Source organism: Streptacidiphilus sp. MAP12-33 (assembly GCF_041261265.1).
Lineage (GTDB): Bacteria > Actinomycetota > Actinomycetes > Streptomycetales > Streptomycetaceae > Streptacidiphilus.
In genome coordinates this window covers 138,770-151,644 of record NZ_JBGCCA010000014.1, presented here as the reverse complement: position 1 = coordinate 151,644, position 12,875 = coordinate 138,770, and the positions used below count along the sequence as shown (strand labels likewise).

At 70.6% G+C, this 12,875-nt stretch carries 15 protein-coding genes; 1 reads left to right on the top strand and 14 read right to left on the bottom strand.

The features are described from left to right. Positions 1-74: 74 nt before the first annotated feature. From ABH931_RS16390 to proS, 13 genes are all read right to left on the bottom strand, one after another. Positions 75-410 (bottom strand): DUF2469 domain-containing protein, encoded by a 336-nt coding sequence (locus ABH931_RS16390; protein WP_370113783.1) that lies wholly within the window; start codon positions 408-410, stop codon positions 75-77. A 13-nt stretch (positions 411-423) separates the two neighbouring features. Further along, positions 424-942 (bottom strand): NUDIX hydrolase, encoded by a 519-nt coding sequence (locus tag ABH931_RS16385; RefSeq protein ID WP_370113781.1) that lies wholly within the window; start codon positions 940-942, stop codon positions 424-426. A gap of 28 nt (positions 943-970) precedes the next feature. Then, positions 971-1,699 (bottom strand): signal peptidase I, encoded by a 729-nt coding sequence (gene lepB / locus ABH931_RS16380; protein WP_370113779.1) that lies wholly within the window; start codon positions 1,697-1,699, stop codon positions 971-973. A 140-nt stretch (positions 1,700-1,839) separates the two neighbouring features. Next, positions 1,840-2,922 (bottom strand): signal peptidase I, encoded by a 1,083-nt coding sequence (gene lepB / locus ABH931_RS16375; protein WP_370113777.1) that lies wholly within the window; start codon positions 2,920-2,922, stop codon positions 1,840-1,842. A 58-nt stretch (positions 2,923-2,980) separates the two neighbouring features. Beyond that, on the bottom strand, positions 2,981-3,958 hold the full coding sequence (lepB, locus tag ABH931_RS16370) for a signal peptidase I (RefSeq protein ID WP_370113775.1): 978 nt from the start codon (positions 3,956-3,958) through the stop codon (positions 2,981-2,983). Then, a complete protein-coding gene (lepB, locus tag ABH931_RS16365) occupies positions 3,942-4,697 on the bottom strand; it encodes a signal peptidase I (protein ID WP_370113773.1) in 756 nt (251 codons plus the stop codon). Before lepB (ABH931_RS16365) ends, lepB (ABH931_RS16370) begins: the two co-directional genes overlap by 17 nt. 39 nt (positions 4,698-4,736) lie before the next feature. Next, a complete protein-coding gene (rplS, locus tag ABH931_RS16360; protein ID WP_370113771.1) occupies positions 4,737-5,087 on the bottom strand; it encodes a 50S ribosomal protein L19 in 351 nt (116 codons plus the stop codon). Between the two features lie 155 nt (positions 5,088-5,242). After that, a complete protein-coding gene (gene trmD, locus ABH931_RS16355; RefSeq protein WP_370113769.1) occupies positions 5,243-6,064 on the bottom strand; it encodes a tRNA (guanosine(37)-N1)-methyltransferase TrmD in 822 nt (273 codons plus the stop codon). After that, positions 6,064-6,648 (bottom strand): ribosome maturation factor RimM, encoded by a 585-nt coding sequence (gene rimM / locus ABH931_RS16350; RefSeq protein ID WP_370113767.1) that lies wholly within the window; start codon positions 6,646-6,648, stop codon positions 6,064-6,066. Before rimM ends, trmD begins: the two co-directional genes overlap by 1 nt. A 94-nt stretch (positions 6,649-6,742) precedes the next feature. Beyond that, positions 6,743-6,982 carry an RNA-binding protein gene (locus ABH931_RS16345; protein ID WP_042373980.1) on the bottom strand — a complete coding sequence of 80 codons (240 nt, stop codon included), beginning with the start codon at positions 6,980-6,982 and terminating at the stop codon, positions 6,743-6,745. 2 nt (positions 6,983-6,984) lie between these two features. After that, positions 6,985-7,422, bottom strand: a complete 438-nt coding sequence (rpsP, locus tag ABH931_RS16340) for a 30S ribosomal protein S16 (protein ID WP_370113764.1) — start codon at positions 7,420-7,422, stop codon at positions 6,985-6,987. 334 nt (positions 7,423-7,756) lie between these two features. Continuing rightward, positions 7,757-8,356, bottom strand: a complete 600-nt coding sequence (locus ABH931_RS16335) for a hypothetical protein (RefSeq protein ID WP_370113762.1) — start codon at positions 8,354-8,356, stop codon at positions 7,757-7,759. 250 nt (positions 8,357-8,606) lie between these two features. Continuing rightward, the gene (gene proS, locus ABH931_RS16330; RefSeq protein WP_370113760.1) at positions 8,607-10,019 is read right to left on the bottom strand and encodes a proline--tRNA ligase; all 1,413 of its coding nucleotides are present in this window, start codon (positions 10,017-10,019) and stop codon (positions 8,607-8,609) included. 152 nt (positions 10,020-10,171) lie between these two features. Between proS and ABH931_RS16325 the strand changes: the two genes are divergently transcribed. After that, on the top strand, positions 10,172-10,948 hold the full coding sequence (locus ABH931_RS16325) for an SAM-dependent methyltransferase (RefSeq protein ID WP_370113758.1): 777 nt from the start codon (positions 10,172-10,174) through the stop codon (positions 10,946-10,948). 8 nt (positions 10,949-10,956) lie between these two features. On the opposite strand, the gene ftsH is transcribed toward ABH931_RS16325, so the two are convergent. Further along, positions 10,957-12,873: an ATP-dependent zinc metalloprotease FtsH gene (ftsH, locus tag ABH931_RS16320; RefSeq protein ID WP_370113756.1), complete on the bottom strand. Its 1,917-nt coding sequence runs from the start codon at positions 12,871-12,873 to the stop codon at positions 10,957-10,959. Positions 12,874-12,875: the final 2 nt, after the last annotated feature.

Sequence of the window (12,875 nt, the reverse complement as noted above, 5' to 3'; positions counted from 1 at the left end):
CCGCTGCGCGGAGCGCGAATCCAATGACCCCGGCGAGCCTGTGGACAAACCCCGGGTGTGGAAAACTCCTCGCGTCAGTGACCGGTGCCGCCGAAGCCGGCGTCGTCCTGCGGGAGCTCCAGATCGCTCTTGGCCAGCTCCTCCACGTTGACGTCCTTGAACGTGAGCACCCGCACCTGCCGGACGAAGCGCGCCGGACGGTACATGTCCCAGACCCACGCGTCCGCCATCGTGACCTCGAAGAACACCTCGCCCTGGAGCGAGTGGACCTTGAGTTCGTAGTCGTTGGTCAGGTAGAAGCGGCGCTCGGTCTCGATGACGTACTTGAACAGACCGACGACGTCCCGGTACTCCCGGTAGAGCTTGAGCTCCATCTCGGTCTCGTACTTCTCGAGATCCTCGGCACTCATCCCTACGTTCCCCTCAGCTGTGCGTACGTCCAACCATTGTGGACCACAGGCGCGGCCCGGAGAGCCTGACCGGGCGGGCCGGTGGGCCTTTGCGCAGGACCTGGCCCAGCAGCTTCGTCAGCCCGTTCGGATAGATCGTCTCGCGGGTGGCGGCCAACTGGTCCAGAGTCCACCAGCGCAGCTCGTCCGTGCTGCGCTGTTCGAGCTCGGTCTGGCCCGAGACATCGGTCTCGACCGTGTCGGTGCGGGCCAGGTAGTACCACTCGTCCTGGGCGTACATACGTCCGTCGAACTGGAACTCGGTCGCACGGGTGGCCAGGAGCGCGCCCAGGTGCGCGTCGCGGATGCCGGTCTCCTCCGCGATCTCGCGGTACGCCGCGTCCGCGAGATCCTCTCCCTCCTCGACGCCGCCGCCCGGGGTGAACCACCACTGGCGGCCGGGTTCCTGCGGGTCGAACCCGTGCAGCAGCAGGATCCGGTCCTGCGGATCGAGCAGCAGCACCCGCGCCGCCCGGCGCCGCTTCGGTCCCATGCACGGCCTCTCGTCGTCCGAGCCCCGCTCACGCTCCGCGCGTGCGCCGTCGCTTCACTATGCCAGCGACCGTACCCGCCCCCGCGGTGATCAACACCAGCGCCCCGCCGCCGACCGCCGCGTAGGCGGCCAGGCCGAGCGGTCCGTGGTCGGTCGCGGCGCGTCCGGGGAGGGCGTCGAAGACCGTCGTGCGGGCGATGCTGTGCATGGAGCCGAGCGGGAGGACGACGCCCTCGACGCGGCCGACCACGGTCGAGGCGGGGACGGTGCCGCCGAGCTGGTCGAGGTGGACCCGGGAGTCCTCCGAGATCGCCCGGTTGTCACCCATCAGCCACAGCCGCCCGGCCGGGACCGTGGCGGAGAACTGCTGGTCGGCGGGGCCGGCCCGGCCCACAGTCGGGTTCTCGTCGAGGTAGGTCTCGTTGACGGGGACGCCGTTGACGGTGACCCGGCCCTGGGCGTCGCAGCACTTCACCACGTCCCCGCCGACACCGATGACCCGCTTCACCATGGCGGTGTTGCCCCAGTCGGTGTCCTTGAAGACGACGATGTCGCCCCGGCCGATGTCGGAGCCGGAGACCTTCTCGGCGATGACCGTCTGCCCGGCGTTGACCGTCGGCTCCATCGATCCGGTCGGCACCTGGTACGGGCGGTACTGCAGGGCGATCAGCACGAAGCCGCCGACCATCGCGACCAGCCCGATCCCGATGCCCAGCGCCTGGATCACCGCGCCCGCCGTGGGCTTCCGTCCCGCCATGTGCCGCTCCCCGCTCGATACCGCGATGCCGCCGCACACGGCGGAGGGCCGTGGTGCGTTCGAGCAGATTACTCGTCGGTACCACGGCCCCCGCAAGAGTTCACCGAAGAACGGCGAGGAAGGGCGGAGAACGCCGGCCGCTACTTCTGGCGCAGCTTGCGCCGCCGGTTCAGCCAGGTGAGCGGGACGGCGGCGGCGAGGCCGGCGAAGCCCGGGTGGCCCGCGGTGAGAGCGAGCGCCTGGTTGGTGATGCCCGGCTGGGAGAAGGTGTCCGGGATCGGCAGCGTCTTCCAGTGCGAGATCGGCCAGGCCACCACGATCGCGCGGCCCACCACGTCCTTGTCCGGCACCGAGCCGCCACCGGGCTCGTCCGAGTGGTAGCGCGAGTCGAGCGAGTCCTGGCGGTGGTCGCCCATGACGTAGATCGAGTCGGCCGGGACCTTGAACGTGGGGATGTTCTTGTCGCCGCAGGCGGTGCTGCCCGGGTAGAGGTAGGGCTCGGTCAGCGCCTTGCCGTTGACGTAGACCGGGCCGGTGCCCTTGCAGCTGATGGTGTCGCCGCCGACCGCGATGACCCGCTTGATCAGATCCTTCTCGTTGACCGAGGGCATCAGGCCGATCCAGGACAGCACGTCCTGGAAGCCGCGGACGAAGCCGTTGCTGCTCTGCTGCTGGCCGGGCTCGCCCGCCAGCCAGTCGCTCGGGTCGTGGAAGACCACGACCTCGCCCCGGGAGGGCTTGGCGCCGAAGTTGGGCGTCAGCTTGTCGACCAGGACGCGGTCGCCGACCTGGAGGGTGTTCTCCATCGAGCCCGAGGGAATCGAGAAGGCCTGCACCAGGAAGGTCTTGATCAGCAGCGCGAGCGCGAGCGCCACGATGACGAGGATCGGCAGCTCCTTCCAGAAGGAGCGCTGCTTCTTCGCCGTCTTCGTCGACGCGGCTGTGGCCGCGGCGCTCGCCGTGGCGGACGGGCCGTCGGGTTCGTCGCCCAGGGCACCCCCGCCCGCGCCGCCTCCGGCAGAACCGCCGGAGCCGAGGTAGTCCTCGTCCCGAGAGAGGTCCGGAGTCGAACTCCCCGCCTGATCGCCCATCTTCTCCGCAGCCTCGCTCTTCTCCTCGGCGGCTTCCCCGCGTGCCTTGTCGTCCACGGACCCTACGGTACGGCCGCCGGAGTCCTCGGGCTCGCCGACACCAGAGCGGGCACCGATCACCAAGTCCCCCACGTCGCCTCCTCGCTACCTTGCACCTGCACCCGCTACCACCCGTCCCACCCGCGACACCTCACGTGCGGCGGCCCCGGCGAAGGCGCCCCACCCCAGGCGCAGCCGCGACCACACCCATAACGATCGGGAGTTCCGCAGGAACCGGGTGGAGGGGTCCCGCCGAGGAAACTTGACGAACACTTTGCTGACCGCCCGGTAGGGACTGCCAGCGCGAGATCGGCCAGACAATCGCGACGGCCCGTCCCACCACGTCCTTCTCCGGCACGAAGCCGCCCCCCGGCTCGCTCATGTGGTACCGGGAGTCGGCCGAGATGTCGCGATGGTCACCCATCACCCACAACTCCCCGGCCGGCACCGTCACCTTGAACGGGATCCGCGAGGGCGGGTTGCCCGCGTAGAGGTAGGGCTCGTCGATCTCGTGCCCGTTGACCGTGATCTTCCCGTCGGCGCCGCAGCAGGCGACGGTGTCGCCCGGCAGGCCGATGACCCGCTTGATCAGGTCGCGGTCCGAGGGCAACAGGCCGAGGAAGGTGAAAGCGCCCTTCACAGCGCCGAGCACCGGGCCCGAGGAGGGCACCGGGTCGTTGGCGAGCCAGTCGCTCGGGTCGTTGAAGACGACGACGTCACCACGCTGCGGGGTCCAGCCGAACCACGGCGAGAGCTTGTCCACGGCCACCCGGTCGCCGATGGCGATGGTGTTCTGCATCGACCCCGAGGGGATCGAGAAAACCTGGACCAGGAAGGTCTGCAGCAGCAGTGTGATCGCCAGCGCCACCCCGATGACCAACGGCACCTCCCGCACCAGCGAGCGTTGCCGCCGCCGCTTGGCGCGCAGCGCGCTGCGGCGTCGGTCCGCGCGCCCGCGACCGGCGCGCGAGCTGTCCCCGGCTCCGGCGGGGTCGGCGAAAGCGCTGTCCTGGGCGGAGGACGTCTCCGGGGAGGACGGCTCTGCGGAGAACGTCTCCGGGGAGGACGTGAAGTCGTGGCGCATCGGCGCCGGTTCCGCGCCGCCGCGCGGCTTACCCCTGGTGCCCACGGGCCGCACCTCCCGCCGCGATCGCACGGTCCAGCGTGGCGAAGACCGCCGGGCGACCGAGCGAGCGCCAGTGACCGACGGGCATGATGACCCACTCCGCGCGCCCGACGACCCGGCTCACCGGCACGAAGCCGCCGCCGGGGTCGCCCAGGTGCGCGCGGGAGTCCGCGGAGACGGCCCGGTTGTCCCCGAGCACGAACAGCTCGCCGGCCGGCACCTGCACCACGAACGGGAAGCTCGACGGCGCGGCGCCCGGGTAGAGGTAGGAGCTCTCGTCGAGCGGCACGCCGTCGACGGTGATCCGGCCATGGACGTCACAGCACTTGACGGTGTCGCCGCCGATGCCGATGACGCGCTTGACGAAGTCGTTGCCCGAACCGTCCTCGGTGTCCTGGGTCACGGTGTCGACGAAGGAGCCACGGCCGTCGAAGACGATCACGTCGCCGCGCTGCGGGGCGCCGCCGAAGTCGTAGGAGAGCTTGTTGACCAGCACCCGGTCACCGACCGCGAGGGTGTTCTCCATCGAGCCGGACGGGATCGTGAACGGCTGGGCGACGAAACGGTTCACCAGCACCAGGACCAGGACGCAGACCGCGACGAGCGCGAGCGTGCCGCGCCACTGCCGCATGACACGCAGGGCGCCGGGAACGCCGAAGGACCGCGACGGCGCCTCGGTCCCCTCGTCGTCGACGGGGGACGGAGCGCTGTCGCGGTCCTCGGGAAGCTGCTGCGTTTCCATGGCGGGCAGCAGCCTAAGCCATCAGGCTGAGCGCGAAACTCAGTTGTCGCGCTTCTCCTTGATCTTGGCGGCCTTGCCGCGCAGCTCGCGCAGGTAGTAGAGCTTCGCGCGACGGACGGCGCCACGGGACACGAGCTCGATCTTCTCGACGATCGGGGTGTGCACCGGGAAGGTGCGCTCGACGCCGACGTTGAAGGAGACCTTGCGGACCGTGAAGGTCTCGCGGACGCCCGCACCCTGGCGGCGGATGACAACACCCTTGAACTGCTGGATACGGGAGCGGTTGCCCTCGATGACGCGAACGTGGACGTTCACGGTGTCACCGGCGCGGAAGGTCGGGATGTCATCGCGGACCGACGCGTTGTCGATCTCGCTGATCAGGTTGGTCATGATCTCTCCATCACGAGCGCCACAGGCCGCCCGCGGAATAGTTCTGCAGATGAGGAGCTGTGTGTCAGCCGGTTCCCGTCGTCCCCCCTGAGGCAGAGGCGGCGGTCCTGTGCACGGCGCGAGCGCCGCTGCGGCCGGAGACAGGCAGCAAGGGGTTATTCTGCCACGGCCTCGGGGGACTGGAGAAATCGACCGCTCGCCTCGTCCCACCAGACGCCGAGGGCGGCCAGCGCCTTGAGGTCGTGCTTGTCCATCTCCTCGCGCCGCCAGCGGGCCACCAGGTCCGGGCGGTGGGCGAGGGTGCGGGCGAAGGCCTGCTCCCGGCGCCAGCGGGCGATCTTGCCGTGGTGGCCGCTGAGCAGCACCTCGGGCACCTCGCGGCCGCGCCACTCGGCGGGCTTGGTGTAGACGGGACCCTCCAGCAGGTCCGCCATCCTCCCGGGCGCGAAGGAGTCGTCCTGGTGCGACTCGGCGTTGCCGAGCACGCCCGGCAGCAGCCGGGCCACGGCCTCGACGATGACCAGCACGGCGACCTCGCCGCCGGCCAGCACGTAGTCGCCGATGGAGACCTCGACGACCGGCATCCGGTCGGCGGCGTCCTCGATCACCCGGCGGTCGATGCCCTCGTAGCGGGCCGGCGCGAAGGCCAGCCACGGCTCCGCGGCGAGCTGCTGGGCCAGCTCCTGGGTGAACGGCCGCCCGCTGGGCGTCGGGACGACGAGCGTCGGCACCGCGCCCTCCCCCGGCCCGGAGGCAACGACGGCGTCGAGCGCCTCGGACCACGGCTCGGCCTTCATCACCATGCCGGGGCCACCGCCGTAGGGGGTGTCGTCCACGCTGCGGTGGATGTCGTGGGTGAACCCGCGCAGCTCGTGCAGCCGCACGTCCAGCTGCCCGCGGGCGCGGGCCTTGCCCACGAGGGAGAGGTCGAGCGGGGCGAGGTACTCGGGGAAGATCGTGACGACGTCGATCCGCATCAGGCGTCGGCCTCGCCGCTCTTCTCGTCCGCGGCGTCCGGCTCGTCCTCGCGGGAGGAGGCGACGACGGCCTCGGCGGCGTCGATCAGGCCCGGCGGCGGGGTGATCACGGCGCGCTGCGCCTCCAGGTCGATCTCCGGGACGAACTCGGAGACGAACGGCACCAGCACCTCCGTCCCGTCCGGGCGGAGGACCGTCAGCAGGTCCTGGTAGGGCAGGTGCAGCACCTCGGTGAGCTCGCCCACGAGGGTGCCGTCGGTCAGCACCACGTCGAGGCCGACCAGCTGGTGGTCGTAGTACTCGTCCGGGTCCTCCGGGGTGTCCTCCGGGTCGATCTCGGCGATCAGCATGGTGCCGCGCAGCGCCTCGGCGCCGTTGCGGTCGTGGACGCCCTCGAAGCGCAGCAGCAGCCGCCCGCTGTGCACCTTGCCGGAGGCGACGGTCAGCGGACCGGCCGAGCTCGGGTCGGTCATCAGCACCGCGCCGGGGCCGAGCCGCAGCTCGGGCTCGTCGGTGCGCACCTCGACGGTGACGTCGCCCTTGATCCCGTGGGCGCGGCCGATCCGGCCGACGATCAGCTGCACTGTTCCGCGTCTCCTTCAGACTTCACGAACAAACAAAGGACCGGCTGGGATCAAGGATCCCAGCCGGTCCGCAGAGGTGCCTCTCAGCAGCCGCTCAGCGGGCGCTGTCCACGTCGACCAGGTCGACGCGGACACTGCGACCGCCGAGGGCGGTGACCACGGTGCGGAGCGCACGAGCCGTGCGCCCACCGCGGCCGATGACCTTGCCCAGGTCCTCGGGGTGCACGCGCACCTCAAGGACCCGGCCCCGGCGGAGCTCACGCGAGCGGACCTGGACGTCGTCCGGGTTCTCGACGATGCCCTTCACCAGGTGCTCGAGGGCTTCCTCCAGCATGCTCAGGCCTCGGCGGAAGCGTCGGACTCGGCAGCGGCCTCGTCCTTCTTCTCCGTCTTCTTCGCCTTCGGGGTGATGGCGACACCGGTCGTCGAGTCCTCGAAGCCGGCGACGGCCTTGGCGAAGAGGTGCGAGAAGTCGGTGATCTTCGGCTCGGCGACCTTCAGCGGCGCCGGGGCCTCGAGGCCCTTGAACTTCTGCCAGTCGCCGGTCAGCTTCAGGATGGCGAGCACGGCCTCGGTCGGCTGGGCGCCGACGCTCAGCCAGTACTGCGCGCGGTCGCCGTCGACCTGGATGATCGAGGGGTCGTAGGTCGGCTGGTAGATGCCGATCTCCTCGATCGCACGGCCGTCGCGCTTGGTGCGCGAGTCGGCGACGACGATGCGGTAGTGCGGGGAGCGAATCTTGCCGAGACGCTTCAGCTTGATCTTGACTGCCACGGGAGTGGTTCTCCTGGTTTTGACGTGGGTGAGCAGCCGCGCATTCCACGTGGGGTTGCGGCTGCTGGCTGCTCGACGGACACGTCAGCCGGAGGAGAGAGGGGTCCTGCTCGGCTGCCGAGTACTCAGCGATCCATTCTGCCATATCGGCGCATGAGGCTTGACCGCGGGCAGCGAGTTGCAGCACCTGGGAGCGCGGGGCTCTGCTTGACGAACTGCGTACGCGAGAAACCACCCTGCGCGGATGGCCCTGCTCGGTGGGGACCATCCGCTCATCGGTGGCTTGTCGCGCACGCAGTTCGTCAGGCAGAGCCCCGCGCCCCTACCGGCGCTTTCAGCGCCTGGGACGGGGTTCGGCGATCTGGAAGGTCTCTCCGCAGTTGCCGCAGACGATCGGCGCCTGGGACAGCACGGAGGGGACCACCCGAACGTTGCGGCCGCAGCCGCAGACCGCCTTGACGCGGACGCCACCCCCGGAGGAGCCGTGTCGCGTGGCCGGACCGCGGAACGTCCGCGAACGGTCCAGCACGCCGCTGGTCGCCGCGGCGTGGTCGCCGAGCGCCTGCTGCAGGCGATCAATCGTTTCCGCAAAGCGCTCGCGGGTCTCCGGTCGCATGGTGACCAGGGAGAACCCGGAGCTCGGATGAGGATCGGCGTTGTGGTCCAGGCCGAGCTCGTCGGCGAGGGCCAGGAAGCGCCGGTTGTGGTAACGCCCGGCCCGGGAGGTGTCCCGGATGCCGCGCGCGGCAGCGAGGCCGTGTGCGGCCTCGTGCAGCAGCCGCTCGAAACCCAGCTCGGTGCCGCAGGCCGAGGAGGACTCCCCGATCAGCGACTCCGGGGCTGCGAGATTCGGCAGGTCGGAGTGGAAGCGCTGGATGTCGCCCCAGGCGACGGCCAGCTCAGCGGCGAGAACAAGAGGTTGTGTCGTGCTCACGCAACGCAAACGAGGAAGGTTCCCGGGATGTTCCGCAGATTCAGGAATTGTTGAAGGCTTTATTTTTCCGTGACCTGGGCCACATCCGGGGGCCATCGCGGTCCGATTCGCCACCCGTCAGCCATCTTCCGTTCTCGGAAAGGTAGTTGACCAAACGGAGCAGGCCGGTCCGAGGCCCCCTGTTCGGGGGTCCCGGACCGGCCCTGCTACGACGATCGGCTGAGCGTGGTCTCAACCACCGAGACGGGTCTCAGTAGGCGCGCGCCACGATCGCCACATTGCCGGCCTGGTCGTCCTCGGCCGGCACGGAGCCGTCCTCGGCGACGATGCAGCGCACCGAGACACCGTCGGCGGCCAGCTTGGCCTCGCCCTCCGGGCCCAGCTCGGCCCAGGAGATGCGGCCCCAGCCGGTCGCCGCGGCCTCGCGGGCCTCCTCGATCGAGGCGACGTCGACGGTACGGGCCAGCCGGCGCTCGCGGGACTGGCGCAGCAACAGCGCCTGGTCCTCCTCCAGGATCGTCGGCACCAGAGCGGCCAGCGCGTCGGCGTTGACCGGCTCCTTGCCGCCGGCGATGCGGCGGACCAGCATGGCCGTGCCGTTCTCCAGGTCGCGCGGGCCGACCTCGATGCGCAGCGGAACGCCCTTGAGCTCCCAGTCCACCGCGCGGCGGCCGAACGGGGTGTCCGTCCTGTCGTCGACGACCACGCGGACGCCGACGGCCTCCAGCTGGGCGCCGATCTCGCGGACCTTGGCCAGCACGGCGTCGTCGCCCTTGATCGCCAGCACGACCGCCTGGACGGCGGCGAGGCGGGGCGGAACGCGCAGGCCGCTGTCGTCGCCGTGCGACATGATCAGGCCGCCGACCATGCGGGTGGAGACACCCCAGGAGGTCTGCCAGACGTGCTCGCGCTCGCCCTCGCCCTTGAGGTAGGTGGTGTTGAACGCCTTGGCGAAGTTCTGACCCAGCTCGTGGCTGGTGCCCATCTGCAGCGCCTTGCCGTCGCCCATCATGCCCTCGAGGGTGAGGGTGTTGATCGCGCCCGCGAAGCGCTCCTTGGCCGTCTTGCGGCCGAGGACCACGTCGATGCCGAGCACGTTGGTCATGAAGTCGCCGTAGACGTCGGTGTGGATCATCGACGCGTAGGCGTGCGCGTCCTCGTAGGTGGCGTGGGCCGTGTGGCCCTCCTGCCAGAGGAACTCGGTGGTGCGCAGGAAGACGCGCGGACGCAGCTCCCAGCGGACGACGTTCGCCCACTGGTTGATCAGCAGCGGCAGGTCGCGGTGGCTCTGGACCCACTTGGAGAAGTACTCGTTGATGATCGTCTCGGAGGTGGGCCGGACGACGACCGGCTCCTCCAGCTCCTTGCCGCCGCCATGGGTCACCACGGCGAGCTCGGGAGCGAAGCCCTCGACGTGCTCGGCCTCACGCGTCAGGTAGGACTGCGGGATGAACATCGGGAAGTAGGCGTTCTGCGCGCCGGCCTTCTTGATCCGCGCGTCCATCTCCTGCTGCATCCGCTCCCACAGGCCGTAGCCGTACGGTCGGATGACCATGGTGCCGCGCACCGGACCGTTGTCGGCCAGCTCGGCCTTGTTGATCAGATCCTGGTACCAGCGCGGGAAGTCCTCCGCCTGGGGGGTGAGAATGGGAGCCTTTGCCATGGGGCGAATGGTACGGGGCTGAAAGGCTCCGGCTCCAATCAGATCCCTGCCCGGACCGCGGCAAGGGGGACCGTCCGGCCTATGGACGCCGGGCTGCTCGCGCGCTTGATTGGAGGCAGACCCCCGGCACGTCCGACTTGAGGAGCCGTCACATGGTCTCTGCGCATACGACTCGGACGAGCGCCCGGCAACGGGCGCGGGACTGGGCGGAGATCCAGGAGCGGATGCTCGTCCCCCTCTACGAGGCGGTCTACGACCGCCTCGACATCGGCCCCGCGACGTCCGTGCTGGGCCTCGGCTGCCGCAGCGGACTGGCCCTGCTGCTGGCCGCCGCGCGCGGGGCGGAGGTCGCCGGGCTGGAGCCGGAGGCGGAGCTGCGGGAGCTGGCGCAGGACCGCTCGCTGCGCGTCCTGTCCGACGTCTACCGCGAGCTCTCCCCCGGGCTGCCGGGCCTCGGCGCGACCCACTCGGTCGTCACGGCGTTCGAGCACCTCTCCTGCACGGCGGTCCCACAGGCCCTGGTCCGCGACGCGGCGGCGCTGACGCTGCGCGGCGGGCACGTCGCCCTGGCTGTCTGGGGCCCCGAGGAGCGGTGCGAGACGGCCGCCGTCCTCGACGTCGCCCGCCGCCACGGCGGCTACGACGCGTTCGCGCTCTCCGCCCCCGGCGCTCTGGAGTCCCTCGTCACCGGCGCGGGCCTGCGCCCGGCCGGCGGCGGACGGGTGTGCTGCCCGTACGCCTACCCCGACCTGGAGAGCGCGCTGCGCGGGCTGGTGTCGACGGGGTTCTTCGACGCGGCGACGGAGTTCGCCGGCGAGCGGCAGGTGGAGAAGGAGCTCAGGGAGGCGCTGTTCCCGTTCACCAGGCGGGACGGGTCGGTGCGGATGGAGAACGTCTTCCGGTACGTGCTGGCGGAACGGATCCGCTGACGGATCCGCTAGGACCTCACGGACTCGAGGCCGGCGACGCGGTAGGCGTCGTCCTCGTCGAGGGTCTCGTGTTCCATCAGGGCGTTCGCCAGGGAGTCGAGTTGGTCGCGGTGGGCGACCAGCTTGCGGCACGCCTCCTCGTAGCACTCCGACACGATCCGGCGCGCCTCCTGGTCCACCGCGTCCAGCGTGCTCGGCGCGGCCGCCAGGCCGTAGGCGCCCTGGGTGTCGCTCGGGATGGCGGTCAGACGACCGACCCGCTCGCTCATGCCCCAGCGCCCCGCCATGCCGCGGGCGATGTTGGTGACCTGCTCCAGATCGCTCTCCGCGCCCGTCGTGACCACCCCGTAGACCACCTGCTCCGCGGCCATGCCGCCGAGGGCCCCGATGATGCGGCCGCGCAGGTACTCCTCGGTGTAGGAGTAGCGGTCCGCCTCAGGCGTGGAGAGTGTGACGCCGAGCGCCCGACCGCGCGGCACGATGGTGATCTTGCGGACCGGGTCCGCGCCGGGCTGCAGCATGCCGAGCAGTGCGTGGCCGGACTCGTGGTACGCCGTGCGGAGCCGGTCCGCGTCCGGCATGACCAGCGCGCGGACGGCGCCGAGCTGGACCTTCTCCAGCGCCTCGGAGAAGTCCCGCGCCGAGACCTCGTCGTCCTTGCGCTTGACCGCGAGCAGCGCCGCCTCGTTGGCCAGGTTGGCGAGCTCGGCGCCGGTCATGCCGGGGGTGGTCTTGGCGACCTGCTCCAGGTCCACGTCGTTCGCCAGCGGCTTGTCGCGGGTGTGGATCTTCAGGATCGCCTCGCGGCCGGTGCGGTCCGGCGGGCTGACCATCACCGTGCGGTCGAAGCGCCCGGGCCGCAGCAGCGCCGGGTCGAGCACGTCGGAGCGGTTGGTCGCGGCGAGGACGACGACACCCTCGGCGCCGGAGAAGCCGTCCATCTCGGTGAGGATCTGGTTGAGCGTCTGCTCGCGCTCGTCATGACCGCCCATGGAGTTGCCGCCGCCGCGGGCGCGGCCGATGGTGTCGATCTCGTCGATGAAGATGATGGCCGGCGCGACCTTGCGCGCCTCGGCGAACAGCTCGCGCACCCGGGACGCGCCCACGCCCACGATCATCTCGATGAACTCCGACGCGGAGGCGGAGAAGAAGGGGACGTTCGCCTCACCGGCGACCGCGCGGGCCAGCAGCGTCTTGCCGGTGCCGGGCGGGCCCGCCAGCAGGACGCCGCGCGGCATCTTCGCGCCGAGCTTGCGGTAGGCGTCCGGGCGCCGCAGGAAGTCGACGACCTCGGTGAGCTCGTCCTTGACCTCGTCGATCCCGGCCACGTCGTCGAAGGTGGTCCGCTTGGCGCCGGGCGCGAGCTCCACCGGCTTCGGCGGCGCCTTGCGGGCCAGCCCGCCCATCCCGCCGCCGGCGCTCATCCGGCGGGCGATGAAGACCCAGAGCACGACCAGCAGCAGCATCGGTGCCAGCGAGATGAGCAGGTTGGCGAGGAAGCTGCGCTCCTTCACCACCGGCTCGGCGTCGACCTTGACGTTCTGGGCCGTCAGCTCGGACCACAGGTTGTCGTCGGCGAACGCCGGACGGGTGGTGGTGAAGTTCTGGTACGTCTGCTTGTCGTTGTTCGGGTTCGGCTGGGCGCTCTTGAGCTTGCCCTGGATGGACTCGCCCTTGGCGTAGATCTCCGAGACCTGACCGGCGTTCAGCTGCTTGGTGAACTCGGTGTACGGGACGTTGGTCTTGCTCCCGCCCCCGAACGCGCTGAGCAGCAGATCCACCAGGAGGAAGACGACCAGCGCGGTGAGGATCATGCTGAACCAGTTGCCCCGCGAGGTCTTCCGCGGCGGCGGGGGCGTCGGCGGGGCGCCCTCCGACCGCCAGAGCTTGTCGGGATCCTCACGGGGCGGCACGGGGCTGGTCACCC

Excerpts from the sequence above, each read along its gene's own strand:
- lepB (WP_370113779.1), bottom strand. The coding sequence starts at position 1,699 with ATGGCGGGACGGAAGCCCACGGCGGGCGCGGTGATCCAGGCGCTGGGC.
- ABH931_RS16390 (WP_370113783.1), bottom strand. The coding sequence starts at position 410 with ATGAGTGCCGAGGATCTCGAGAAGTACGAGACCGAGATGGAGCTCAAG.
- ABH931_RS16345 (WP_042373980.1), bottom strand. The coding sequence starts at position 6,982 with ATGCTGGAGGAAGCCCTCGAGCACCTGGTGAAGGGCATCGTCGAGAAC.
- proS (WP_370113760.1), bottom strand. The coding sequence starts at position 10,019 with ATGGCAAAGGCTCCCATTCTCACCCCCCAGGCGGAGGACTTCCCGCGC.
- ABH931_RS16385 (WP_370113781.1), bottom strand. The coding sequence starts at position 942 with ATGGGACCGAAGCGGCGCCGGGCGGCGCGGGTGCTGCTGCTCGATCCG.
- ABH931_RS16325 (WP_370113758.1), top strand. The coding sequence starts at position 10,172 with ATGGTCTCTGCGCATACGACTCGGACGAGCGCCCGGCAACGGGCGCGG.
- rplS (WP_370113771.1), bottom strand. The coding sequence starts at position 5,087 with ATGACCAACCTGATCAGCGAGATCGACAACGCGTCGGTCCGCGATGAC.
- lepB (WP_370113773.1), bottom strand. The coding sequence starts at position 4,697 with ATGGAAACGCAGCAGCTTCCCGAGGACCGCGACAGCGCTCCGTCCCCC.
- trmD (WP_370113769.1), bottom strand. The coding sequence starts at position 6,064 with ATGCGGATCGACGTCGTCACGATCTTCCCCGAGTACCTCGCCCCGCTC.